Here is a 23,532-nt window from a genome sequence, read left to right as displayed (position 1 = left end):
ATTAGATATGTATTAATTCGCGAGGGAATGTTACAAAAAAAGTGAAGACTGGCTTCACTTATATCTTTTTATCTATTAGCTTTTTTAAATTTTCAGGATTTCCTTTGGATGGTAAAAATAATAAGATTTCAACAGAATCAGTTTGAATATCAAAATATACTTTCACTTGTTTCTTTCCTAAAAAAGCAAATCGTAGTTTACTGTCCGAATCTATTGTTGTATATGAAATTATTTTATCATTTAATGATTGTTTAAATTTCTGGAGATCTTTCCTAAATGATTTTAATTCTTTTTCACTCCAGCGGTAATTCAAAAAATCAGTAATTTCTTGAAGACTTTTAAGAGCATCTTTTGAAAATATTATTTTCATTTTTTATTGAAAATAGAATCCAGTAATTCATCTGAAAACTCTTCGTATTCACCATTTTTAATTTGATTTCTGCTCTGTTCTATTACTTTTGAAAAAGCTTCTGAGTTTTCTATTTCTTCCCAAGAATAAGTTTTATCTTCATCAGAAACCTCAACTGTTTTAATGCCTTTGATTTGTTTTAAAATCTTTTTCATTAAAGAAACATCAGCACCATCTTCTAATTGTATCGTAAGTTCCATTGTGTTGAATTTTAATCAAAGTTAATAAATTTGTATCAGAAATTATATCGCCACCGGCGCCTTAATCCCCGGATGCGGGTCGTAATTTTCCAAAGTAAAATCCTCAAAATCAAAATCGAAAATATCTTTGATTTCTGGATTCAGTTTCATTGTTGGTAATGGTCTTGTTTCTCGGGAAAGCTGTCTGTTGACTTGCTCAAAATGGTTTTTATAAATATGAACATCGCCAAAAGTGTGAACGTAATCGCCAACTTCAAGTCCTGTAACCTGCGCCACCATCATCAACAAAAGCGCATAACTCGCAATGTTGAACGGCACGCCCAAGAAAACATCCGCACTTCTTTGATAGAGTTGAAGTGATAATTTTCCATCAGCTACATAAAACTGAAACAAAGCGTGACAAGGTGCCAAAGCCATATTCGGGATTTCTGCAGCATTCCAAGCAGAAACGATTAGTCTACGGGAATCTGGATTTTTTTTGATTTGGTCTATGACTTCAGAAAACTGGTCAACCACTTTTCCGTCAGCGCCACTCCAACTTCTCCATTGTGCGCCGTAAACAGGGCCAAGATCGCCATTTTCATCCGCCCATTCATTCCAAATGGAGACACCATTATCCGTTAGATATTTCGTATTTGTATCACCTTTGATGAACCAAAGCAATTCATAAATAATGGACTTCAGATGAACCTTTTTTGTCGTTACCAAAGGAAATCCTTTCGACAAATCATAACGCAATTGGTAGCCGAAAACACTTCGGGTTCCAGTTCCAGTTCTGTCGGTTTTGTCGGTTCCATTGTCGATGATATGTTGAAGAAGGTCGAGATAGTTTTGCATTATGGGTTCAAAGGTTAAGGTTCAAAAATTCAGTGTTGAAGACTGCAAAAATACTAAACTTAGTCTGAATTAGCTTTTGAATTCAACAAAATTTCGAGTTCTTCAAAATAGGTGATGTCTATTAAATTGTAATATGTGTGTTCATTGAAAAAAGTGGTTTCCCAACCGCAATCAAAACAAATTTTACTCACGCCAACAATCTTATTATTTTTTTTGAAAACCAAAATATCGCGAAAGGTTTTTACACAAGAAGTGTCATAATGTGCGGAGCCTCGTGTATAAATCTCTACAATTTTCGGATATTTAGCAACTTCTAATTTTTCTTTATGAAAATTCAGTTTTTCTAAATCCTTCACAAACAATGTGTCGCTAATTGATTTTGGTACATTTCCTTTTACAATTTCATAAATTAATTTCTATTTGGGAGAATAATTCTTTTTAAGTTTTAGATTATCGGCATTGAACGATTTGTTGGTTTTATAATAAACAACTTCATCGAATTTAATGGTGTCGGCTAAAATAATTTTTATCTCTTTTTTTAATGGAATTTCCTGTGCTTTAATTCCAAAACCGACAAAAAACAGAAAGTAAATCAGGTTTTTCACAATTCAAATTTATTGGTTAAAACTACCAAATATTTTCAATTTTTTGATTGATGTTGTTTATCGAAAAGACTTCATTCTTAATTTTTCCATTCATCGCCTTTGCCAATGGAGATTCTGGCGAAATACAAATGATTTTTTGATTATCAATTTTGATTTCACCTAAAGAAACTGAGATGAAAAATAAACCTTTTTCGGTTTTGATAATTGCTCCTTTTTCAGCTTTTTCAGACGGTTTTGGAAGAATGGTTTTTAAAAAATCCTTTTGTTTCAAAATCTCATTTAACTGAACTTGAAGGTTGTTGATTTCCTGTTGCAGCATTTCTCTTCCCGTTTCGTATTTGTCGCCCATCGAACTTTTGGTATCGTTGCTGGATGCGCGGGTTTCAGCGATAAGTTTCTCGAAATTCTCGATTTTTTCGGAGAGTTTTTGACTGATAGATTGTATTAAGTTTAATTTCTGCATTGAGATTTTTGAAATTTATGATGCTCGTGGATTAAGAGGATTTGTGTAGATTTTTAAACTAATTTAAGATTAAGATTTTGCTTTTTTGATTTGATGTTTTAAAAAAAGAACCTCAACAACTCCAAAAAACCACCACGTAGGAAATCTGAAAAAGGTATATAATAAAGTAAAACTGTCAATTTCTTTACTATTTACAGTCGCATTTTTTATTTCAAAATCAATAGAGAAAAAAGGAATTACAAATCCAAATAGGAGTAAAATGGACAAATAAAAAATCCTATTACCCTTCTTAATTATTTTATATTTCCAAACTCCAATATTGAAAATGATAATTATTACTAATATTATATAATCGAATAGTCCTAAAAGCATTTTATAAATTATTTTACTAAAGTCAAGCCCAATTTCTCCGCTTCATTAATCACAAATTCTTTGGCTTCAATCTTGTCATTTTGAATTTCGCCTTCCAAAATGGCTTCCTTCACTTTTTCTTTTAGAATTCCGATTTCTCGTCCAGGTTGTAATCCGAAAAGTTCCATGATTTCTTCCCCGGAAATTGGCGGTTGAAAGTTCCGCACTTGGTCTTTTTCCTCAACTTCTTTGATTTTCGTGGCTACGTACTCAAAATTCTTTTTGAATTTCGCTTGCTTCGAATAATTCTTGGTCGTGATGTCGGATTTACAAAGTGTAAAAAGGTCTTCCAGATCTTCTCCCGAATCAAAAAGCAAACGTCGCAAAGCAGAATCTGAAGCATCATCTGTAATCAGCGCAATTGGTCTAGCGTGCATTCTCACGAGTTTCTCCACATATTTTTGTTCCTGACCAAGTGGAAGTTTCAATCGTTTGAAAATCGATTTTGTCATCTTTGAACCTAGGAATTCGTGGCCGTGGAAAGTCCAGCCTATACCTTCAACAAACTTTTTAGTCGGCGCTTTTCCGATGTCGTGGAGTAGAGCCGACCAACGCAACCAAAGTTTATCAGTGCTTTCCGAAATGTTATCTACGACCGCCAAAGTGTGGTAGAAATTATCTTTATGCGTTTGTCCGTCGATGTCTTCGATGCCTTTTAAAGCTGTGAGTTCTGGGAGAATATATTTTAAAAGGGACGTTTCTTCCAGCAATTTCAAACCTTTTGAAGGTCTGTCAGAAAGCATTATTTTATTAAACTCAACCATTATTCTTTCCATCGAAACAATCTTCATCCTTTCTGCTTCGTCTTTGATGGCTTTGAGAGAATTTTCTTCGATTTCGAAATCCAAAGTGGTTGCAAAACGAATCGCACGCATCATTCGCAAAGGGTCATCGGAGTAAGTTTGATGAGGTTCCAGAGGTGTTCTCAGAATTTTATTAGACAAATCCTGCATTCCGCCAAATGGATCTATCAATTCTCCGAAATTTTCTTTGTTTAATGAGATCGCCATTGCATTGATGGTGAAATCTCTGCGTTTTTGGTCATCCTCAATCGTTCCAATTTCTACAGATGGTTTCCTGGAATCTTCGCTGTAGCTTTCTTTTCGAGCACCAACAAATTCCAATTCCAAATCTTTGTATTTAAACATCGCGGTTCCATAGGTTTTAAAAACGGCGACTTTTGTTTTTGGGTCGATTTCCTTTGCTATGGCTTCGGCTAATTCGATTCCGCTAGATTCTGTGACGAAATCGATGTCGGTTGAAGCTTTTCTTTTCATTAATAAATCGCGCACGAATCCGCCAACTGCATAAACGGTTTGTCCGTTTCTGGAAGCGACTTCAGAAATGATCTTGAAAAGTTTGAGGTTTTTATTTTGAGCTAAGTTGATAACCATTAAATAATTGAAAGATTAAAGGATTGAAAAAATTCTTTAATAATTGGACAAGTCAAATTATGTGGGCAAAGATAATTCTTTTGGGAAAAGTTCCTACTATGCGAAGCTGCGTAAGCGATAGTAGCGGTTATCCTTTCTTGTGGGCTTGCTAGCCCATAAGAAAGATAATAGTGGATAGCGCGGTCTCCCTATTTTTTGCGTGGTCCTTAGCTTGGGAAAAATAGGGAGATACGCCCAAATTGTTATGAATCAAGACATTTTGACTTTTAATTTGAGGGCGAAACCTGAAATCGAGAAATTCTGTCTGCAAAAATCTTTCGGTATTTCTTTTGCGATTAGAGTAAATACAAAAAGTAGTTTTTTTTCATAGTTTATTTTTCCGGCGGATGATCTTGTAAAAGGTCATCCGCTGGTTTTTTTATTCGCGAAGAATTTTGATCTGGCTGTTGTTCCAAACTTTGATGACGGACGATCCGGGAAACTTCGAAACCTCATCGTGGAATTCTTCTACAATATAATCCACCGAGTTTTTTATTTCATCTGAAATATCAGAAAACTTCAACGGGGATTTTTGACCGCTCAGGTTTGCGGAAGTGGAGACCAAAGGTTTGTTGAGTTTTGTAATCAGTTTTTTGCAGAAATCATTTTTGACCAAACGGATTCCGATGCTTCCGTCTTCTGCAAGTAATTCTTTCGGGAGATTCTTTGGATTTTCGTAGACGATGGTTACTGGTTTTTCGCTGACATCCATTATTTGCCAAGCCATTTCCGGAACATCCACCAAATCTTGTAATCTCTTCTCAGATTCTACTAATATAATGAGTGATTTGTTGGCTTCTCGTTTTTTGATATCAAAGATTTTTTGGATAGCTTCTATGTTATTAGCATCGCAACCTATTCCCCAGATGGTGTCTGTAGGGTAAAGGATGGTTCCGCCGGAGCGTAAAGTTTCTAAGGCTTGGATAAAATCCATTTTGAGTGTGATTTTTGGGAAATTCTGAATGTTAACATCAATTTAAAAATTTAAAATATTGATTTTTAGTAAATTGAGTGTTTTAATGAATTTCTGCAGTTAAAATTATCTGCTGCAAATTTAACAAATAATGAACAGACTTTTAAATAGCCTTAATGTGTTAACCTGGATTTAACATAATATTGAATTTCGTAATGCTTAATTAAAGAATATTTAAAATTTCACATACATTCCAATTGCTTTTCAAAGCATTTCTTTGACAGCGAAGAAAAAAGGAAAGTAAAAAAATGAAAGTAAAAACGATAAGCATCAGTGCTTTGTTTCTTTGTATGTCAACCACAATGTTGTTGGCGCAAAATTCAACTGATACGTTGAAATCTGAAAAGAAAATAGAGGAGGTAAAAATTATTGGAACTTCTAAGAAAGGTGGTGAAGCCAACATCATCACGACTCAGAGAAAATCTTTAGAAGTAATAGAAAGAGTTGGTTCTGTTCAATTAGAAAAACAAGGTGTTGGTGATGTTTCTGTTGCAGTGACCAAAGCGACTGGTTCTCAAAAGCAGGAGGGAAGTGGACAAATTTTCATCCGTGGACTTGGAGACAGAAACAATTCGACCACTATCAATGGACTTCAAGTTCCTTCAAATGATCCGATGTACAAAAATATCGACCTGAGTATCATCAAAACGGATATGATCGATTTCATTGGTTTGGAAAAGGTTTACAATCCAAGACTTTGGGGAGATATGTCTGGAGCCAATGTTGATATCGTGACGAAAATTTATACAGGCAAGCCTTATTTTAAAGTTAATCTAGGTTCTTCTGTTAATTTCAACGCTATTCGGAAAAACAATTATTTCTTGCAAGATGGCCCCAACTTCTTTGGTTCTACTTTGTTGAAAAAGCCTTCTAAAAACTCAATCATAAGTAATGGTTATGCATTTAAAACGTCTTGGAATGATCAAAGCGTAAACAATCCAATCAACTCCGCTCTAAGTTTTGATTTTGGTACAAACTTTAAAATCGGAGAACAAGGTAAACTAAGTATATTCGGATATGCAGGGTTTGATAACAGTTATGAATATTTCGAAGGTATTACAGGAGGTGCTTATGATGGCCAGGATAATCCTTTAAGATTATACAACAATGCCGAAGAATTCAAATACAGCACAAATACAACAGGATTAATAAACGTAAATTATAAAATTAACAGCAATCATAACATCAATGTTTCATCTAATTATATCCACACAACGGATCAAAGATTAGGAAACTATTCTGGGTACAACAGAGATTATTATGATAATGATGTGAATCAGGAGAGATATGTAACTCAGATGAGAAGAGCTACTTATAGAACAAATGATCTATTGGTAAACCAGTTAAGAGGAGAGCATAAATTAAGCGAACCTTTAAAAATCAGCTGGAATCTGGGATACAACAGAATGGATAGTAGAAGACCAGACAGACAGCAGAACGTAACTGTTTTGGACAAGCAGGAAAATTATAACTTCTTTGCAAGTTCCAATCCTGGAGCAAACAACAGATACTTTGACCGATTATTAGAAAACGATTTTGTGGCTGATATTCATGCAGATTACAAATTGGGTGAGGCGAAGATTACATTAGGCTACAGTGGAAGATATAAAGACAGTGATTTTAAGTCAACGCAGTATAACTTTAGAATCTTGCCAGCACAAGGAACTTATTATGTAAATCCTAATAATTATGATTCTTTCTTCAATCTAGCCAATTATCAGGCTGGTGGATTTTTTGAAATCGTAACCTTTAGAGGAGATATAAAATATGACCCTACAATGGCTTTGGCACCGCAAACTTTTACTTCAGAAGTGACCAACCACGCGGGATATGTCAATGTAGATTACAAATTCAATGAGAGATTAACAGTCCAAGCCGGTGTGAGGTATGAAAAACTAATGCAGGATCTTGCCTACAACACTTCTATTCAACAGGGGGAAAGCGAGAAAGATTATAATAAAATCTTGCCAGCTGTGAATATCAAATATAGCCTAAACGATCAGCACAACATTAGATTAGCAGCTTCCAAAACATACACTAACCCATTGTTACTTGAGATTGCACCATATCAATACGAAGATGTAGACGAAACAATGGCGGGTAACCAGTCCAACTATATCGCAGATAACTACAATGTTGATTTGAAATGGGAATGGTTTCCTAAGAAAAATGAACTAATCTCAGTAACTGCCTTTGCAAAAATGATAGATAATCCGCTTGCTAAAATAACGATCAACTCATCGGCTAACTTGACCTCGGTAGTCAATGTAGGAGATACAGGTAGAGTTGTTGGTTTGGAAGCGGAAGTTAGAAAAGATATCTACGACTCCGGTAAAACAAGATTCTACACATTCCTGAATGGAACTTATCTTAATACTAAAATGGATTTGGATGCAGAAAAAGTAACAAGAGAAAACTTCGGGCCTGGAGAATCTGGCTATACTACTACTTTCCTTAGAAATTCAGACAAACTTCAAGGTGCATCAGAATTCCTTGCCAATGTAAACTTAGGTGTAGAGCAGAAGTGGGGCGACAAAAATACAATGGATTTTGTCCTTTCATACTCCTATATCTCAGATAACATCTACGCTATAGGTTTCCAAAGTAGAGGAAATATGGTAGATAAAGCCTTCAGTACTTTTGACGCGACTATGAAATTTAAACTAGGAAACGGAATAGGATTCTCTCTGACAGGTAGAAATCTCTTCAATCCGACCTTCACAAGAATACAGGACAATACAGAAACAGGAAGAGAACTTATCTCAAAACAATACAAAAGAGGAGCCGGCATAGGTGCTAGCGTTTCCTACGAATTCTAAAATTAATAAATTAAATAATTATAAATATTGTAAAAATGAAAAAGAACACTTTAAAATTATTAGCAGTCGCTTTCCTAATCTCTTCAACTACTGTAGTATTCAACTCTTGTAGTGATAATGATGATGACGAAGTTGTAGTAACACCAGGTACTGGTATTGCTGCAGATCCAAATAACTTCAAAGGTGAAGTTAAATCTGGAGAAACTGTAACGCTTGATGCAACAAAAGTTTACAAATTAACTGGTGCTGTCGCAGTGAAAGCTGGTGGTACATTAGTAATCCCTGCAGGTACAAAAATCGAAGCTTCAGGCGGTACTTCTGCTTACATTACTGTTGAGCAAGATGGTAAGATTTTCGCAAACGGTACAGCTGCTGCTCCAATCGTTATGACTTCACCAAACCCTACACCTGGTAGCTGGGGAGGTCTAGTAATCTGTGGTAAAGCGCCTATCAACAAAGGGACTACAGCAACTGCAGAGGTTGGTAATGCAACTTACGGAGGTACAAATGCCGCTGACAATTCAGGAATTATCAAATTTGTAAGAATCGAATATGCTGGAGCAATCTATCAAGCGGATAAAGAATTCAACGGACTTTCTCTTTTCGGAGTTGGTAACGGGACAGTGATCGACAACGTATCTTTGATCAACGGATCAGATGACGGTATCGAATTCTTCGGTGGAACGGTAAACGTTTCAAACATCGTTTCTGTTTACAATGAGGATGATGCTTTTGACTGGACAGAAGGATGGAACGGGACTGCAACAAACATCTATACAAAAAGAAGAGCAAACGGTGTAGGAAACAGAGGAATTGAGGCAGATAACAATTCAAACGATAACAATGCAAATCCAAGATCAAATCCAACCATCAAAAATGCAACATTCATCGGTGGTACAACTGGTGAAGCAGATGCAGTGAAGTTAAGAGTAGGTACTCACGGGTCTTTGGATAATATCGTTTTGTCTAACTGGACTACAGGTATCAACTTGGAGCACGATGCGACTGTTTCATTTTTCAATGGTGGTGGTAAAATTACCAATGTGAAATTTGACACAAACGTTGCAACAAAAGCTTCTGCAAAATCAAGCGCAGGTGCTAGTGTAACTGTTGCTGCTGGAACTTTTACAGAAAATGCCAATGCAACAGGTGCTGGTGCTGGTACAGCAACACCAACTTGGGCTAACGGCTGGGCTGGACTTTAGACTTTCTTTTTTCTTCATATCAAATCAAATTTATTTGAGCCCGCAATTCATTTTGCGGGCTTTTTTTTTGTTTTTAAATTTTCATAATTGCAATAATTAAGTTTAGCGGTAGAGTAGCGCGAAGAGAAACACATTTCCCACAAAACATTTGAACATAGAATCATCTTCTCTCCAGTTGAATTCTTTTTAATTCTAAAATACAAAGCCACAGCGTGGCGCACTGTTAATAGAAAACAATTAACGCCAAAAATCAAAGCTCCGTAGGAGCGACCTGAAAAACACTTCAAAAACAATATTCTCACATCTACATTTTATATTCTCACGTCTGTGAATTATATTGGAGCGCCTGCAACTTATATTCTTGCACCTGTAATTAATATTCTCGCATCTGTAAAGTATATTGGAGCACCTGCAACTTATATTCTTGCACCTGTGATTAATATTCTCGCGTCTGTGAATTATATTGGAGCACCTGCAACTTATATTTTTGCACCTGTAATTTATATTCTTTCGTATGTAAATTATATTGGAGCACCTGTAACTTATATTCTTGCATCAGGAACTTTAAATTGAACTTCCCTCAAAAAAAATTAAACAAACTTCAAAACATTTCCTACCGCCATAATAAAACATTTCCCGAAATTTGAAAAATCATTTATCGATTATCATTCATTATTTATAAAATTATGAACATCATCCTCGCATCCACATCCACACTCTACGGCGGACAATATTTGGAATATTTAAAGCCACAACTTATTGAATTATTCGAAGGAATCACAGAGATCATCTTCATCCCATTTGCAAGACCAGGCGGGATTTCCCACAACGATTACACACAGAAAGCAAAGGAATTTTTCGCAACAATCAATATCAATGTCAAAGACCTTCACGAGTTTGATGACAAAGTGGAAGCGGTCAATTCTGCCCAAGGATTTTTCACTGGCGGTGGCAACACGTTTCTTTTAGTTAAAACGTTACACGAATTTGGATTGATGAAAATCCTCAAAGACAATATAGAATCAGGAAAGCCATATCTCGGTTGTAGCGCAGGAAGCAACATCGGTGGCGTCAATATGAAAACCACGAATGATATGCCGATTGTCTATCCATCAAGTTTCGATTGTATGGAGTTGGTTCATTTTAATATCAATCCGCATTATCTCGATCCAAATCCCGAAATCAAACACAATGGAGAAACAAGAGAAACCAGAATTAAAGAATTCCTGACGCAAAATGACATCAAAGTCGTTGGACTCAGAGAAGGCAACTGGATCAGAAGAATCGGAAATAGAGTCACCACAGAAGGATCAGAACTCACAAGAATCTTCGAAAAAGGAAAAGAACCCTACGAAGTAGAATCTGGAACCGAATTATAAATTCTGAAACGACGAAGTCGTGGCATCTTGGTAGAAATAAAATACATTTTAAATCAAAGGTGCGAAGCTCCGAAATATTGTTACTATTAAAATCAACCTTCAAATTTTAATATTCAAAACTCCGAAATATCGGTAGAATATTTGTAGCGAGTAAGTCATCATTAATGATAAAAATTAAAACTTATGAAAACTAAATTCGGATTTTTATTAATAGCATTAAGCCAATTTGTTTCGGCTCAAAACAATTATATCATCAAAGATGGCTCAAAACGTTTCGATGCTCATATCACCGTTCAATCTTGCGAAGGCTATGATTGTGGCGGAAAAGGAATTGTGAAATTAATCGACAAAAAAATAAATCAACTTTTCCAAACTTTTGAATCCGACGACCTCAGTTTATTTTTGGACAAAGATCAAAAACCAACGGTGAATGTCATCCAATTATATAACGAGCAAAGCCCTTTGATTTTCGATGATTTCAATTTTGATGGCTCGGAAGATTTGGCGATTCGAAACGGAAATCAAAGTGGTTATGGCGGACCATCTTACGATATTTATGTTTATCATTCGACCAAAAAACAATTTGTCTCAAGTGATGAATTGACAAGTTTGGCTTACGAAAATCTCGGAATGTTCCAAACCGATTCCAAAAGGAAACGCCTGATAACTTATGCAAAATCCGGCTGTTGTTGGCACATCACCACAGAATATGTAGTGATTCCGAAAAAAGGACTTCAAAAAGTCTATGAATTTGAAGAAGATGCAACCGGTGGCGGAGAATTCGTAAAAGTAATCACCCGAAATCTCATCAATAACAAATGGGTCAGTAAAACCAAAAAATATAAAATTGACGATTATTATAAAGATTAAAAAATGAATATCCAAAAAGAAATAGATTTCATCTTAGCGGTGGACGCGCTCAAAAATGTCCAAAGAAGAAACTACAATGCAGACGATTCCAGAAGAGAAAACACAGCGGAACACAGCTGGCAGATCATTATCTTGGCGCAGGTTCTTTTCCCTTACGCCAAAAACAACACCGATATTGATTTGCTGAGAGTCATCAGAATGTTGTCCATTCACGATCTTGTGGAAATAGATGCAGGCGATACTTTTTTGTTTGATGAGGTCGGGATGCTGGGGAAATTCGAAAGAGAAAAACTCGCGGCAAAAAGAATTTTCGGAATCTTGGATGAGCCACTTTCCACAGAATTCTACAATCTTTGGATAGAATTCGAAGAAGAGGAAACGCCTGACGCAATATTCGCCTGCGCAATCGACAGAATAATGCCGTTCATCCTCAATGCTCACACATCTGCCAAGAGCTGGACAGAAGCCGGCGTTACAGAAAAACAAGTGAGAGCAATGTTGGAAAATGCCATTTGCAGAGCCTCAGACGAGATGGACGAGTGCTTCAAAGCATTGATGCAACTTTGTTTGGATGGGAATAAGTTGGTAAGAAATTAAATCAATTTTAATCACGAAAAACGCCTCGATAATTCGAGGCGTTTTTTCTATATTTTAAAGTAGATTTTTTACTTAGCAGCAGGCGTAGTATTTGCTGGTGCATTGTTTACTGGTGCATTTGCTGGCGCTTCAGATTTAACAGGCGTTGGCATTGCAGGAGCAGTCAGAGTAGGTTTCCCTGTAAGGATGATGCTTAGGAAAATCAAAACAACAATAGTTGCTCCCAAAGTCCAAGTTGCTTTTTCCATAAAATCATTGGTTCTCTGAACCCCAAAATTAGCTGCTGATGTTCCACCAAAAGTTCCGGACAGTCCGCCTCCTTTTGGATTTTGAGCCATAATGATAATAACTAATAAGATGCTCGCAATGATAATTAGAATCATAAACAGCGTAAATATTGTGCTCATAGTATAGTCTTAGTAATAAATTTTGAAGCGCAAATATATGGATTTTAATCAATAATAAAACTTATTTCTTAATAAATTTTACAATATTGGTCTCACTATTCAAAGATTTCAGTTTGATGAAATAAATTCCTGATTTCAAATTCCTAATATCAATCTGATTGCTCTTAAAATCTTTATTAAGAATCAATTTTCCAGAGGTGTCCACCACTTCGTAAGAAACAAAGTTTTTCTCAGATTCTATATTCACATAATCCTGAACCGGATTTGGAAAAATCTTTACAACAGCAACTTTTTTAGAAGGATCATTCACGTCCAACAAACAAGCTGGCGGATTTGTAATTGGTCCTGCGGAATAATCATAGAAAATTGTATCCTCTGTTACAACACTGTAATATTGATAAATTGGTGGTGGTGCAGGAAACAAACAGTTGTTGAAGTCTACCTGACCTATAAAAAAAGCAAGTTCGCTTTTGTACCAGCCCTCACACATTGGTTTCATATTATTTCCCGGTCCCCAAATGTCAATCGTGGTTTGCGGATCCACAGAGTTTGCAAACGAACAAACCGAGCTCCAGTTGGTTGGCGCTTTGAAATAAACAGTTTTGGCTGGAAATGGGCCATAATAAAAAGTTCTACTGTAAACTTGTCCAGTTGTCAATTTTGCTTTCAAAACAGTCGTTTTAGTAATGTTGATGCTCACATTATTCATTTCTGATGGCGAATTATTCGTAGGCTCAGATCCATCTGTGGTGTAATAGATTCTTCCGTTTCCAGTAATGGTTGCCACATAAGGTTCGAAGTTGTGATTTCCTGTAGGTTGAAAGCTAATCTGTCCAAAATAGCACTGGCAAGCAATCATCAAACTAAATAGTAAAAGTTTTTTCATAAGATTAGTTTTTAAATGGTTCAACCCAAATTTACGTTATAATTTAATAACTTCGTCCGAGTTTTTTTAATCAATAATTTAAAAATGAAATTTAAACATATCCTAGTTGCAATGGCAGCAACACCTTTTATGATGAATGCACAACAGGTAATGACTGCGGAAACGATGTGGACGCTCAATCGTTTGGGTGTGCAGTCCGTTTCTCCGGATCATCAATCACTGATTTATAAAGTCAGCAAGACAGACCTTAAAACCGAAAAGTCTAATTCCGAAACATTCTGGTTGGATCTTTCTGGGAAATCTTCAAAATTGGATATTGGAAAGAAAAGCTTGATTCAGTGGGATAAAAACGGGATTTATGCTTTAGAGAAAAATCAAATTTATCTATCAAAAGACTCAGGGAAAACTTGGTCAGAATTCTATAACGTTGGCGAAGTTGACAACATCGTGATTTCTCCAGATGGTAAAAAAATAGCGTTCAGCAAAGCCGTTCACATCGAGAATTTGATGGGGAAAGACAAGTACAAAGATTTGCCAAAAACCACAGCACAGATTTACACAGACCTGAATCACCGCCATTGGGACGCTTGGAATGAAGGTTCCTACAACCACGTTTTCGTGGTGAATATTTCAGAATCTGCAGACAAGGCTAAAGATCTTTTGGAAGGAAAACCTTTCGATTCTCCTCAGAAACCATTTGGTGGAGCGGAAGATTTCGTTTGGAGTCCGGATTCTTCGGAGTTGCTGTATGTGACCAAACCAAAGTCAGGCGAGGAATATGCAAGAAGCACCAACACCGATATTTTCGCATACAATCTTGCTTCCGGAAAAACCACAAATCTTTCTGAAGGAATGATGGGTTACGACGTAAATCCGAAATTCAGTCCAGATGGGAAATCGCTGCTTTGGCTCAGTATGGAAAGAGATGGCTACGAAGCGGACAAAAATGACATCGTCGTAATGGATTGGAAATCGAAATCCAAAACCAATTTGACCAAAGCTTGGGACGAGAGCGTTACAGGCGATATTGCTTGGAGTCAGGATGCAAAATCTGTTTACTTTACTGCCGCTTTCCGAGGTACAAAACAATTATTTTCTGTTGACGTAAAAAACAAATCAGTAAAGCAAATTACAAAAGGTGATTTTGATATTAATGAAATTTTCATCGAGAATAAAGGAAAACTTTGGATCACAAAAACAGACATCAATCACAATGCAGATTTGTTTGAAGTAGATTCTAAAGGTTCTCTAAAACAGATCACTGATATTAATAAAGACAATTATTCCAAATTAACAGCAGGAAAATCTGAACTGAAAATGGTAAAAACTTCGGACGGAAAAGAAATGGGCGTTTGGTTCCATTATCCGCCGAACTTCGATCCAAATAAAAAATATCCGACGCTTTTATATTGTCAAGGTGGACCACAATCTGCATTGACACAGTTTTTCTCCACAAGATGGAATTTCGCTTTGATGGCAGCCAACGATTATATTGTAGTTGCACCAAATAGAAGAGGAATGCCAGGCTGGGGCGTAGAATGGAATGAGCAAATCAGTGGCGACTGGGGTGGACAACCGATTAGAGATTATTTGTCGGCGGCAGATTTTGCCAAGACTTTGCCTTATGTAGATGGTTCCAGAATGGCGGCTGTTGGCGCAAGTTATGGTGGATATTCAGTATTTATGTTGGCTGGGATTCATCAGAACAGATTCAAAACTTTTATTGCGCACGACGGTTTGTTTGATATGAGATCTTGGTACGCAACCACTGAGGAACTTTGGTTCGCAGATTGGGATTTAAAAGGTTCTTACTGGTTCAAGCCAATGCAAAAGGCTTATGCGAAATACAACCCAATCAATCACGTGGATCGTTGGGACACGCCAATTATGGTGATCCAAGGTGGCATAGATTTCCGAGTTCCTTATGAGCAAGGTCAAATGGCATTTCAATCCGCAAAACTGAAAGGTCTTAAAACCAAATTCCTTTATTTTCCGAATGAAAACCACTGGGTTCTGCATCCGCAAAACGGTTTGGTTTGGCAAAGAGAATTTTTCGAATGGTTGAAAGAAACTTTATAATCAAGAAATAATAATTAAAAATTGAAATGCAGTTGATTTATCATCTGCATTTTTTTTATTTTAGCTGAATATAAAAAAACACGAATATGAAAATTTTATTACCAATGCTTTTCATCGGAACTTTGATGAATGCGCAAGTTTCCAACGTCGTAAGACATCCAGATTCTTACAAAAACTTACCTTACGAAGGGACAAGGATTCTACAAGTAGACGAAGCCAATTCTCCTGATAACGAGGATAATGTTTTTATGTTTTCTAAAATCGAAAAAGGCGCAAAACCCGATAAAATGACATTTCAGAGATTTACAAACGTAGATGGAAAATGGAAAGTAGTTGCCAAAAAGCAGATGACCCACGATGGGATTTTAAGCGCTTGGGGACAACGAAAAGCTTTTGCAGATTATGACAAAGACAAAAGCATCGATGCTTTATTTATCTACGCCTTGAACGATTATGATCTAAAACAACAATCTGTTCATTTGATTTTTTCTAAGAAAGATAAGCTTTATGAAATTTCGACTTCTGCAGAAAGTGGTTATACGAAAGATGTTTACTCAGACAATTTCAAAACATTGCCTGAAAATATTCAAAGTAAAATTTTGGAATATTGGAACAAGTTGGATAAGCAATAATTTTATTTTTTAATTAAGATAAAAACCCCTTCAGAGTTCTAAACTCTGAAGGGGTTGTTTTTTACGACTTTGTGATGAAAAATCATTCAATCTCAACCGCCCAATTAGCTTTCCAATCCTCATTCCTTTCCAATTTCAAAATCCCAAATTTCTGAGTAAAATCTTGGTTGTGATTTTCAAAATCTGCAATTCCCTGCCAAGGTTCCAAACAAACAAAATCTGCATTCTTCGCTGACCAAATCCCGAAATAAGGAAAGTTGGAAAATGTGAAAATAACTTTGTGATTGTTTTGATTATTTTTCAAAATCAATTCTTTACTTTTCATATTCGTCATTACCAAAGCATCTTTTGAGAATAGTTCGTAGGAAAGTGGAAGTGTTTTGTTTTCGAGATTGATGGTTTGAGTTTCATTGCTGATGAGGTTATCAATCAAAGGATGGATTTCTAGTTTTTCATCATCAGAAAAAGCAATTTCGTAATCATTGTAATTCAATCCATTTTTGGTGTCAATCGCAAATCCTGGATGTGCGCCTAAGGAAAAATATAGTTCTTTTTCAGAAGTGTTTTTCACGTTGTAGAAAACCGTCAACTTATTTTCAATCAAAGTATATTTGATTTCCAAACTGAAATCGAAAGGATAGAATTTCAAAGTTTCATCATCAGAATGCAATTCAAAAACAACTTCATTTTCAGATGAATTTTTCACTTCGAAGAATTTTCTTCTCGCAAAACCGTGTCTTGGCATCTCATAAGTTTTGTCTTCGAAAATGTAAGAGTCATCCTTCAAAGCGCCAACCGTCGGGAAAAGCACAGGACTTTTTCCACCCCAAAAATCAGGATTTCCTTCCCAGATGATTTCTTTTCCGGTTTCAAGATTGATGAGCGAAACCAGTTCTGCACCAAGTTCGTTGAAGCTGGCTTTTAGTTTTTTATTCTGAATCGTAATCATTGTATTTAAGTTTAGAGAATGTTTAAATTTACATTGAAAAGTTTTATTAACCACATAGGCACATAGTTTCAATGTAGATTTAAGGTAAAATAGCTAATCCTATTTTATCTTTTTAAGCTTGAATTTTACACTTTCTATTTTTAATTAATTTTTTAAAAGACTGTTAATCGAATACAAATATATCTACATTAATCTCTTTAATTCAAAGTGTGTCCTTTAAAAATCTATAATCTCTCATCCCATTTTACAATAAATTCCTAAATTGCCGTTTTATAAGCAATGATTAAAGGTTTTAATTTTCTTAAAAGGATCAACAGTTGGGTAATTTATTTCATCCTGACGTTTATTGTTGCCGGAATTGCGCTGTCATCTTTTTTCCTCATCAAACATCTTAGAGAAAAGGAAACCGAGAGAATCAGGACTTTGGCGACTGCGATGCGCTATCTTCAAGACACTGAGATTGATTCCAGAATTACAGAATTGGCTTTTTATGTGGTTGATGAAAATCAGGATTTACCAATCATTGTCACAGATAAAAACAGAAACCTATTGGAAAGTCGAGGAATTTCCGATGAGATCCTAAAAGACAAGGAGAGATTAAAGGCAAAAATGGCCGAAATGGAAAACAAATATCCACCATTCGAGATCCAATTGCCCGATTTTAACAACCAATATCTGTATTATGATAATTCTGATTTGATGAATTATCTTCGATTTTATCCTTATCTATTGGCGTTATTCATTTCGCTTTATCTTGTCTTTTCTTTCTGGTTTTTGCGATTGTTGAAGAAAACCGACGAAGGCTTCGTTTGGGCTGGTTTGGCAAAGGAAACGGCACATCAGATTGGAACACCATTGTCCTCAATGATTGGTTGGGTCGAGATTATGAAGCTGGAAGACGAAAATGGCTTGGGCGTAAAAGAACTCGAAAAAGATGTTGAAAGACTGAAAACCATCTCCGAAAGATTTTCCAAAATAGGTTCAATTCCTGCTTTGAATGACCTTGATATAAACGAAACAGTTCAGCAAAATTTTGATTATTTAAAGTCAAGAATTTCCACCAAAGTTGATTTCACTTTAAGAAAAACTTACGAGCCTGTTCTTGTTCCACACAGCCGAATTCTAATGAGTTGGGTAATTGAAAATCTCGTAAAAAACGCTGTTGATGCAATGAAAGGCGAGGGGAAATTGGAACTTTCACTCTACAAAAAAAATAAAAGCGTTTACATCGATGTCACCGATACTGGAAGCGGAATGACAAAACAACAAATCCGAAATGCCTTCAAACCTGGATTTTCTACCAAAAAACGTGGTTGGGGATTGGGACTTTCTTTAACAAAAAGAGTTGTGACAGAATATCACAAAGGCGAAGTGAAAATTGCAAATTCTGAAGTGGGAAAAGGAACGACTTTTAGGATTGTTTTGAGGGAAGAGCAGAAAGCAAATTAAAAATAGTATTACATTATTTACTCACTTTTAACTTTATTAATAAAAGGAAATTCTGTAGAATATATTACTAAAACGCTGTCGCCAATTTTGAATTTTTCATTGTAGCTTGGATTTTTGTACAATTCATCCTTAGCTTTAAATTCATAATAGTATGTGAAAAAACCTGTGAGATGAGAGCCTCGACTTCCTTCTTTTTCGTCTATTATTTTGGCATAAACTTCTTTTGTTTCTAAAAATGTTATGATATTTCTGTAAATCAAAACGTTTCTATTGAGATAAATTAATAAAGAAAAAACAACAACTAATATTGAAATCCTTTGCTGTTTATTTAGTTTGAATTTTTCTTTTTGATTATTTTTCATTGAATATAATTATTCAAATTAACAAAAAAAATAGTTTAAATTGAATTAAATTCCCCTTGATTTCAAAATCCCTATCTTTGCCGATTGAAACCGAAAAGAAATTCAAATTTCTACGTTTCTCTATATTACTTTAAAATAAATTTTCCCAGATGATCCATCCATCTTCCAAAATGTCTATAGCAGATAAGGAGACCATTATGGATGCACCATCTGACCTTTGAAAAAATAAATAAATTCAGATGAAAACCACTTTTGCAGACTTCGATTTACCGGAAAAGATTCTGGATGTTCTAGCCGATCTCAACCTTTTTGAACCAACGCCTATTCAGCAAAAAAGCATCGGGCCGATACTTTCTGGACGCGATGTGATGGGAATTGCCCAAACTGGAACTGGTAAAACTTTGGCTTACACACTTCCTGTTCTTAAAACTTGGAAGTACAACAAAACAGGAAACCCAACGGTTTTGGTTTTGGTTCCAACCAGAGAATTGGTGGTGCAGGTGACAGAAGTAATCACAAAAATGACGGAGAATCTGACCGCAAGAGTCATTGGAATCTACGGTGGGAAAAACATCAATACTCAAAAATTATTGTTCAACGACGGTTGCGACATTTTGGTGGGAACGCCGGGTAGAGTAATGGATTTGGCGATTGACAATGCAATTTCTTTGAAGGAAGTGGGCAAATTAATCATAGATGAATTTGATGAAATGCTGAATCTTGGTTTCCGTCCACAACTGACACACATCTTCGAAATGATGAAAGAGAAAAGACAAAACATTCTTTTTTCTGCGACGATGACCGATGCTGTAGATGCTTTATTGAACGAATATTTCGCTGGTCCAATCGAGATTTCATTGGCAAGGTCGGGAACGCCTTTGGAAAAGATTGCACAATCTGCAGTTCCTGTTGAGAACTTCAACACCAAACTGAATTTATTGATTCACCTTCTTAAAACAGAAACGGATTTAGAAAAAATTCTAATTTTCGCTAATAATAAAAAACACGCCGATTTAATATACGAAAAACTCAATGTCGAATTCCCAGACCAATTTGGTGTCATCCACTCCAATAAGTCTCAGAATTTCCGTTTGAGAGTGATGCAGGAATTCACCAATGAAGAATTGCGAGGTGTTATCACCACGGATATTATGGCGAGAGGTCTGGATATTCCGGATATTTCGCACGTTTTCAACTTCGAAGTTCCTGAAGTTCCGGAGCAATACATTCACAGAATCGGTAGAACCGGTCGTGCTGATAAAGATGGAATTGCAGTGACTTTCTACACCAAAAAAGAAGAAGCACAACTTCTTGACATCGAACTGTTGATGGACAAAGAAATCAATAAAACCGAATTCCCAGAAGAAGTGACGATTTCTAAAGTAAAAATCTCATCGGAACAGGAAGAAGTGAAGATGAAATTCTTGACCAACGCAAAACTCAACGAAGGCGAATCTGCTTTCCACGAGAAAAAAGACAAGAACAAGAAAGTCAATATGGGCGGGCCAAGCAAGCGAAAAGCACCGAAAAAATTTGGAGCGAATAGAGCTCAACAAAAGCAGAAATCGATTGCTAAGAGAAAGAAATAAAAAAAGAGATTCCAATTTTGGAATCTCTTTTTTTGAATTATTTTTTGAAGTGTAGATATTCTCTGTCAACTTTTCCATCGCCATCGTAGTCGTCACTATCGCTTAGAAGTACAAATTCTGAAGATGTAAGCGTGGTAACACTGTATGTGTCAGTTTCTCCACTTTCTGTCAGTGTTAATATTTTAGAATCGCTGTCATACGAGTAGTTTCCTGTGTATGTATCACTTATACAACGTGTTCCATCATTATAATAAACTTTAGAAGTCACTTTGTTATCATTTTTGAAACTAAATGTTGTCTGCGCCTCACAAGTGTTTGGTGTTTCAGATTCGGAAGATCCGTTTCCATATTTAATTTCCGTTTTGTTTAGTTTCCAATCTCCACCTATGGAATTTGTTTCTTCATCATCGTCTTTTTTGCAAGATGTGAAAGCAAACAGGGAAACTGATGCTAATAAGATTAATTTTTTCATGATATATTAAATTTTTAATTATTTGCAAATAAAATAAAATTTTCAATATCATTTTAATGAAATTATAAAAAATTATGAACTTATAAAAACATAAGTTTTTGACACTTTAGATATAAGTTTTTTTGATTGATTTAGTTCCTAATCCACTTCCAAATCTCCTTCAAAGTCGCCTTGTTCCCATACATCAAAATCCCAACCCTGTAAATTTTCGACGCAATGAAAACCATCAACAGCGTAGAAGCAATCAATAGGAAAATAGATAACAAAATCTCCCAAAGCGGAACACCAAACGGAATCCTCGCAATCATCGCAACTGGCGAAGTAAACGGAATAATGGACAGCCAAAAAGCCATCGGCCCATCCGGATTGTTCATAATCGTGAAACTTCCGTAAAGTCCCAGCATTAATGGAACCACAGCAAACAAAGTGAATTGCTGCGTCTCAGTTTCATTATCCACCGCACTTCCAATTGCTGCGTACATCGAACTGTAAAAAATATAGCCAAATAAAAAGAAGAACACAAAAACGCTGATAATTCCAACATAATTCATATCCAAAAGAATATGCGAAACTTCCGTCGCAATTTGTTGAATGTCCAGATTTTTCATCACATTTTCTTGTCCAGCGGGAATGTTTTTTTGCATCGCTGAGAATCCTGTATTCAGGAAAATTGCTGCTGTCACGGTCATCGCAATCCAAACGATAAACTGCGTCAATGCCACCAAAGTTACACCCAATATTTTCCCCATCATCAACTCAAAAGGTTTCACAGACGAAATAATAATCTCCACAACACGGTTGTTTTTCTCCTCCAAAACACTTCGCATCACACGAACGCCGTAGATGATGATGAACATAAACACAACATACATCAATCCCATACTCAGCGCGGTTTTGATTCCGAAAGCAAGGTCACTTTCCGGGCGGTCGCTTTCTGTTACATTTTGAGAAATGATTTTGAAATTTTTATCAAGACTCACGATTTTATCCTCCGAGATTCCCAACAGTTTTATTTTCTCTTTTTTCAGAATATCGCTGAGGTCAGAACCCACGGAAACCTTGGTGTCAACACCTATTTTTTTGTTGGTCAAGAGTTTTGTCCCTTTCTCCAGCGTCTCAAAGTTATTATCTTTCAGTTCCGGGATGATGAGTATTCCGTCGCTTCCTTTCAGTTCTTTTAGGTTTTTAACCAACGCATTTTCTGCACTGGTCGGGACAAAAGTATAAGTAATCTCTTTCGTAGATTTCAGTTGACCAGCAAAAATTCCGCTTTTATCAACCACTTCAAATTTGTATTCGGCTTCGTTCGCTTTGAACATAATGCCAATCACAGCCCCAAATCCAATAATCAATAAAGGACCTAGAAGAGTGAGTAGAATAAAAGATTTCTTCTTGACCTGCGTCAAAAATTCTCTCTTTGTAATTAAATATATATTTTTCATTTATTGTAAAAAGTAAAATGTACTATGTAAAATCATTTATCAATTATCATTCATCAATTATGATTGCACCGCATTAATAAAAACCTCATTCATACTAGGAATTTTCTCATTGAAAGTCCGTATCGTTCCCGTTTTCACCAAGTCTTGAAGCAAAATATTTTGATTCTCAGAATTCTTCAGTTCAAAATGAAACAAACCATTGTTGGTCGTCATATTTTCAATTTGGTATTTTCTCGTCAGTTCCTCCAAACTTTCAGAATTCGTGTCTGCCAGAACCACTGAGAAAACATTTTGCTTGAATTGCTCCCGAACATCAAAAACTTTCCCGTCCAAAACCTTCTTAGAATTGTTGATGAGCGCCACAAAATCGCACATTTCCTCCACACTTTCCATTCGGTGCGTCGATAAGATGATGGTTGTCCCCTCATTTTTCAGACGGATGATTTGGTCTTTGATGAGGTTCGCATTCACAGGGTCAAAACCCGAAAAAGGCTCATCCAGAATCAACAATTTCGGGCGGTGCAAAACCGTCACCACAAACTGGATTTTCTGCGCCATCCCTTTGGAAAGTTCGCTCAGTTTTTTCTTCCACCATTGGTCGATATTCAGTTGCTCAAACCAAAACTTAGCCTGCGAAAGTGCCTCTGCGCGGGACATTCCTTTCAGTTCTCCAAAATACAAAAGCTGGTCGCCCACCGTCATATTCTTATAAAGTCCGCGTTCCTCCGGCATATAACCGATGTTTCGGATGTGTTCCGGATTCAGTTCTTGACCATCGATCCAAACCTTACCTTCATCCGCTTGCGTAATTTGATTAATGATTCGGATAAACGACGTTTTCCCCGCACCATTCGGACCCAGAAGCCCATAAATACTCGCAGTCGGTACATCGATAGAAAAATCCTGAAGCGCAATTTTCTTCCCCGCGTTGTATGTTTTTTTGATATTTTCAGCTTTCAGCATTCGTAATTTGTAATTTGTAATTAAAAATGAATAATTAATATTGAGGAGCAAGACGATTTCCACTTCGGTTCACCATTGTCTCCCGCTTTCCGTTGCAATCT

General features: G+C 36.1%; 26 protein-coding genes. 10 read left to right on the top strand and 16 right to left on the bottom strand.

Annotated features, from left to right (window positions below; genetic code table 11):
- Positions 1 to 58: 58 nt before the first annotated feature.
- The 9 genes from B0I22_RS06570 to B0I22_RS06535 all read right to left on the bottom strand — a co-directional run bounded on the left by B0I22_RS06570 (position 59) and on the right by B0I22_RS06535 (position 5,292).
- A complete protein-coding gene (locus tag B0I22_RS06570; protein ID WP_133943835.1) occupies positions 59 to 370 on the bottom strand; it encodes a hypothetical protein in 312 nt (103 codons plus the stop codon).
- Positions 367 to 609 (bottom strand): hypothetical protein, encoded by a 243-nt coding sequence (locus tag B0I22_RS06565; RefSeq protein ID WP_133943834.1) that lies wholly within the window; start codon positions 607 to 609, stop codon positions 367 to 369. The genes B0I22_RS06570 and B0I22_RS06565 overlap by 4 nt, the downstream gene beginning before the upstream one ends.
- Before the next feature lie 42 nt (positions 610 to 651).
- A complete protein-coding gene (locus B0I22_RS06560; RefSeq protein WP_133943833.1) occupies positions 652 to 1,446 on the bottom strand; it encodes a thymidylate synthase in 795 nt (264 codons plus the stop codon).
- Between the two features lie 59 nt (positions 1,447 to 1,505).
- Positions 1,506 to 1,802: a hypothetical protein gene (locus B0I22_RS06555; RefSeq protein WP_133943832.1), complete on the bottom strand. Its 297-nt coding sequence runs from the start codon at positions 1,800 to 1,802 to the stop codon at positions 1,506 to 1,508.
- Between the two features lie 60 nt (positions 1,803 to 1,862).
- A complete protein-coding gene (locus B0I22_RS16115; protein WP_166668186.1) occupies positions 1,863 to 2,051 on the bottom strand; it encodes a hypothetical protein in 189 nt (62 codons plus the stop codon).
- A gap of 22 nt (positions 2,052 to 2,073) precedes the next feature.
- Positions 2,074 to 2,514, bottom strand: a complete 441-nt coding sequence (locus tag B0I22_RS06550) for a hypothetical protein (protein WP_133943831.1) — start codon at positions 2,512 to 2,514, stop codon at positions 2,074 to 2,076.
- A 69-nt stretch (positions 2,515 to 2,583) separates the two neighbouring features.
- A complete protein-coding gene (locus B0I22_RS06545) occupies positions 2,584 to 2,886 on the bottom strand; it encodes a hypothetical protein (protein ID WP_133943830.1) in 303 nt (100 codons plus the stop codon).
- An 8-nt stretch (positions 2,887 to 2,894) separates the two neighbouring features.
- Positions 2,895 to 4,319, bottom strand: coding sequence for a CCA tRNA nucleotidyltransferase (locus B0I22_RS06540; RefSeq protein WP_133943829.1), 1,425 nt, complete (start codon positions 4,317 to 4,319; stop codon positions 2,895 to 2,897).
- A 418-nt stretch (positions 4,320 to 4,737) separates the two neighbouring features.
- Entirely contained in the window at positions 4,738 to 5,292 is a 555-nt protein-coding gene (locus B0I22_RS06535; RefSeq protein ID WP_133943828.1) for an L-threonylcarbamoyladenylate synthase, read from the bottom strand.
- Positions 5,293 to 5,579: 287 nt separating this feature from the next.
- Between B0I22_RS06535 and B0I22_RS06530 the strand changes: the two genes are divergently transcribed.
- The 6 genes from B0I22_RS06530 (at position 5,580) to B0I22_RS06505 (ending at position 12,201) form a co-directional block, all read left to right on the top strand.
- The gene (locus B0I22_RS06530) at positions 5,580 to 8,150 is read left to right on the top strand and encodes a TonB-dependent receptor domain-containing protein (protein WP_133943827.1); all 2,571 of its coding nucleotides are present in this window, start codon (positions 5,580 to 5,582) and stop codon (positions 8,148 to 8,150) included.
- Between the two features lie 35 nt (positions 8,151 to 8,185).
- Positions 8,186 to 9,355 carry a hypothetical protein gene (locus B0I22_RS06525; RefSeq protein ID WP_133943826.1) on the top strand — a complete coding sequence of 390 codons (1,170 nt, stop codon included), beginning with the start codon at positions 8,186 to 8,188 and terminating at the stop codon, positions 9,353 to 9,355.
- Positions 9,356 to 9,682: 327 nt separating this feature from the next.
- The gene (locus tag B0I22_RS06520) at positions 9,683 to 9,928 is read left to right on the top strand and encodes a hypothetical protein (RefSeq protein ID WP_133943825.1); all 246 of its coding nucleotides are present in this window, start codon (positions 9,683 to 9,685) and stop codon (positions 9,926 to 9,928) included.
- 113 nt (positions 9,929 to 10,041) lie between these two features.
- Positions 10,042 to 10,734: a dipeptidase PepE gene (pepE, locus tag B0I22_RS06515; protein ID WP_133943824.1), complete on the top strand. Its 693-nt coding sequence runs from the start codon at positions 10,042 to 10,044 to the stop codon at positions 10,732 to 10,734.
- A 183-nt stretch (positions 10,735 to 10,917) separates the two neighbouring features.
- Positions 10,918 to 11,604, top strand: a complete 687-nt coding sequence (locus B0I22_RS06510) for an XAC2610-related protein (protein WP_133943823.1) — start codon at positions 10,918 to 10,920, stop codon at positions 11,602 to 11,604.
- 3 nt (positions 11,605 to 11,607) lie between these two features.
- Positions 11,608 to 12,201, top strand: coding sequence for an HD domain-containing protein (locus B0I22_RS06505; RefSeq protein WP_133943822.1), 594 nt, complete (start codon positions 11,608 to 11,610; stop codon positions 12,199 to 12,201).
- A 68-nt stretch (positions 12,202 to 12,269) separates the two neighbouring features.
- Here the strand turns inward: B0I22_RS06505 and secG are convergent, their stop codons facing one another.
- Entirely contained in the window at positions 12,270 to 12,608 is a 339-nt protein-coding gene (gene secG, locus B0I22_RS06500; RefSeq protein ID WP_133943821.1) for a preprotein translocase subunit SecG, read from the bottom strand.
- 61 nt (positions 12,609 to 12,669) lie between these two features.
- Positions 12,670 to 13,494 (bottom strand): T9SS type A sorting domain-containing protein, encoded by an 825-nt coding sequence (locus tag B0I22_RS06495; protein WP_133943820.1) that lies wholly within the window; start codon positions 13,492 to 13,494, stop codon positions 12,670 to 12,672.
- Positions 13,495 to 13,578: 84 nt separating this feature from the next.
- Between B0I22_RS06495 and B0I22_RS06490 the strand changes: the two genes are divergently transcribed.
- A complete protein-coding gene (locus B0I22_RS06490) occupies positions 13,579 to 15,573 on the top strand; it encodes a S9 family peptidase (RefSeq protein ID WP_133943819.1) in 1,995 nt (664 codons plus the stop codon).
- A gap of 86 nt (positions 15,574 to 15,659) precedes the next feature.
- Positions 15,660 to 16,205 carry a hypothetical protein gene (locus B0I22_RS06485; protein ID WP_133943818.1) on the top strand — a complete coding sequence of 182 codons (546 nt, stop codon included), beginning with the start codon at positions 15,660 to 15,662 and terminating at the stop codon, positions 16,203 to 16,205.
- An 82-nt stretch (positions 16,206 to 16,287) separates the two neighbouring features.
- On the opposite strand, the gene B0I22_RS06480 is transcribed toward B0I22_RS06485, so the two are convergent.
- Positions 16,288 to 17,154 (bottom strand): aldose 1-epimerase family protein, encoded by an 867-nt coding sequence (locus B0I22_RS06480; RefSeq protein ID WP_133943817.1) that lies wholly within the window; start codon positions 17,152 to 17,154, stop codon positions 16,288 to 16,290.
- Between the two features lie 279 nt (positions 17,155 to 17,433).
- On the opposite strand from B0I22_RS06480, the gene B0I22_RS06475 reads away from it, so the two are divergent.
- Positions 17,434 to 18,603 (top strand): sensor histidine kinase, encoded by a 1,170-nt coding sequence (locus B0I22_RS06475; RefSeq protein ID WP_133943816.1) that lies wholly within the window; start codon positions 17,434 to 17,436, stop codon positions 18,601 to 18,603.
- A gap of 17 nt (positions 18,604 to 18,620) precedes the next feature.
- Here the strand turns inward: B0I22_RS06475 and B0I22_RS06470 are convergent, their stop codons facing one another.
- On the bottom strand, positions 18,621 to 18,965 hold the full coding sequence (locus B0I22_RS06470) for a hypothetical protein (RefSeq protein ID WP_133943815.1): 345 nt from the start codon (positions 18,963 to 18,965) through the stop codon (positions 18,621 to 18,623).
- 239 nt (positions 18,966 to 19,204) lie between these two features.
- Between B0I22_RS06470 and B0I22_RS06465 the strand changes: the two genes are divergently transcribed.
- Positions 19,205 to 20,554, top strand: a complete 1,350-nt coding sequence (locus B0I22_RS06465) for a DEAD/DEAH box helicase (RefSeq protein ID WP_133943814.1) — start codon at positions 19,205 to 19,207, stop codon at positions 20,552 to 20,554.
- Between the two features lie 37 nt (positions 20,555 to 20,591).
- Here B0I22_RS06465 and B0I22_RS06460 read toward each other — a convergent pair whose 3' ends face one another.
- From B0I22_RS06460 to B0I22_RS06450, 3 genes are all read right to left on the bottom strand, one after another.
- Positions 20,592 to 21,026: a lipocalin-like domain-containing protein gene (locus B0I22_RS06460; protein WP_133943813.1), complete on the bottom strand. Its 435-nt coding sequence runs from the start codon at positions 21,024 to 21,026 to the stop codon at positions 20,592 to 20,594.
- Between the two features lie 131 nt (positions 21,027 to 21,157).
- Positions 21,158 to 22,468, bottom strand: coding sequence for an ABC transporter permease (locus B0I22_RS06455; protein ID WP_133943812.1), 1,311 nt, complete (start codon positions 22,466 to 22,468; stop codon positions 21,158 to 21,160).
- A gap of 57 nt (positions 22,469 to 22,525) precedes the next feature.
- Positions 22,526 to 23,431: an ABC transporter ATP-binding protein gene (locus tag B0I22_RS06450; protein WP_133943811.1), complete on the bottom strand. Its 906-nt coding sequence runs from the start codon at positions 23,429 to 23,431 to the stop codon at positions 22,526 to 22,528.
- Positions 23,432 to 23,532: the final 101 nt, after the last annotated feature.

The sequence above is a fragment of the Epilithonimonas xixisoli genome (assembly GCF_004365655.1).
GTDB classification, from domain to species: domain Bacteria; phylum Bacteroidota; class Bacteroidia; order Flavobacteriales; family Weeksellaceae; genus Epilithonimonas; species Epilithonimonas xixisoli.
The sequence above is the reverse complement of the archived record's forward strand: the minus strand, read 5'-3'. Positions and strand labels throughout refer to the sequence as shown.

Coding starts and splice junctions, on each gene's coding strand:
- B0I22_RS06570 (WP_133943835.1), bottom strand. CDS start 370: ATGAAAATAATATTTTCAAAAGATGCTCTTAAAAGTCTTCAAGAAATT.
- B0I22_RS06565 (WP_133943834.1), bottom strand. CDS start 609: ATGGAACTTACGATACAATTAGAAGATGGTGCTGATGTTTCTTTAATG.
- B0I22_RS06560 (WP_133943833.1), bottom strand. CDS start 1,446: ATGCAAAACTATCTCGACCTTCTTCAACATATCATCGACAATGGAACC.
- B0I22_RS06550 (WP_133943831.1), bottom strand. CDS start 2,514: ATGCAGAAATTAAACTTAATACAATCTATCAGTCAAAAACTCTCCGAA.
- B0I22_RS06545 (WP_133943830.1), bottom strand. CDS start 2,886: ATGCTTTTAGGACTATTCGATTATATAATATTAGTAATAATTATCATT.
- B0I22_RS06540 (WP_133943829.1), bottom strand. CDS start 4,319: ATGGTTATCAACTTAGCTCAAAATAAAAACCTCAAACTTTTCAAGATC.
- B0I22_RS06535 (WP_133943828.1), bottom strand. CDS start 5,292: ATGGATTTTATCCAAGCCTTAGAAACTTTACGCTCCGGCGGAACCATC.
- B0I22_RS06530 (WP_133943827.1), top strand. CDS start 5,580: ATGAAAGTAAAAACGATAAGCATCAGTGCTTTGTTTCTTTGTATGTCA.
- B0I22_RS06525 (WP_133943826.1), top strand. CDS start 8,186: ATGAAAAAGAACACTTTAAAATTATTAGCAGTCGCTTTCCTAATCTCT.
- pepE (WP_133943824.1), top strand. CDS start 10,042: ATGAACATCATCCTCGCATCCACATCCACACTCTACGGCGGACAATAT.
- B0I22_RS06510 (WP_133943823.1), top strand. CDS start 10,918: ATGAAAACTAAATTCGGATTTTTATTAATAGCATTAAGCCAATTTGTT.
- B0I22_RS06505 (WP_133943822.1), top strand. CDS start 11,608: ATGAATATCCAAAAAGAAATAGATTTCATCTTAGCGGTGGACGCGCTC.
- secG (WP_133943821.1), bottom strand. CDS start 12,608: ATGAGCACAATATTTACGCTGTTTATGATTCTAATTATCATTGCGAGC.
- B0I22_RS06495 (WP_133943820.1), bottom strand. CDS start 13,494: ATGAAAAAACTTTTACTATTTAGTTTGATGATTGCTTGCCAGTGCTAT.
- B0I22_RS06490 (WP_133943819.1), top strand. CDS start 13,579: ATGAAATTTAAACATATCCTAGTTGCAATGGCAGCAACACCTTTTATG.
- B0I22_RS06485 (WP_133943818.1), top strand. CDS start 15,660: ATGAAAATTTTATTACCAATGCTTTTCATCGGAACTTTGATGAATGCG.
- B0I22_RS06480 (WP_133943817.1), bottom strand. CDS start 17,154: ATGATTACGATTCAGAATAAAAAACTAAAAGCCAGCTTCAACGAACTT.
- B0I22_RS06475 (WP_133943816.1), top strand. CDS start 17,434: ATGATTAAAGGTTTTAATTTTCTTAAAAGGATCAACAGTTGGGTAATT.
- B0I22_RS06470 (WP_133943815.1), bottom strand. CDS start 18,965: ATGAAAAATAATCAAAAAGAAAAATTCAAACTAAATAAACAGCAAAGG.
- B0I22_RS06465 (WP_133943814.1), top strand. CDS start 19,205: ATGAAAACCACTTTTGCAGACTTCGATTTACCGGAAAAGATTCTGGAT.
- B0I22_RS06460 (WP_133943813.1), bottom strand. CDS start 21,026: ATGAAAAAATTAATCTTATTAGCATCAGTTTCCCTGTTTGCTTTCACA.
- B0I22_RS06455 (WP_133943812.1), bottom strand. CDS start 22,468: ATGAAAAATATATATTTAATTACAAAGAGAGAATTTTTGACGCAGGTC.
- B0I22_RS06450 (WP_133943811.1), bottom strand. CDS start 23,431: ATGCTGAAAGCTGAAAATATCAAAAAAACATACAACGCGGGGAAGAAA.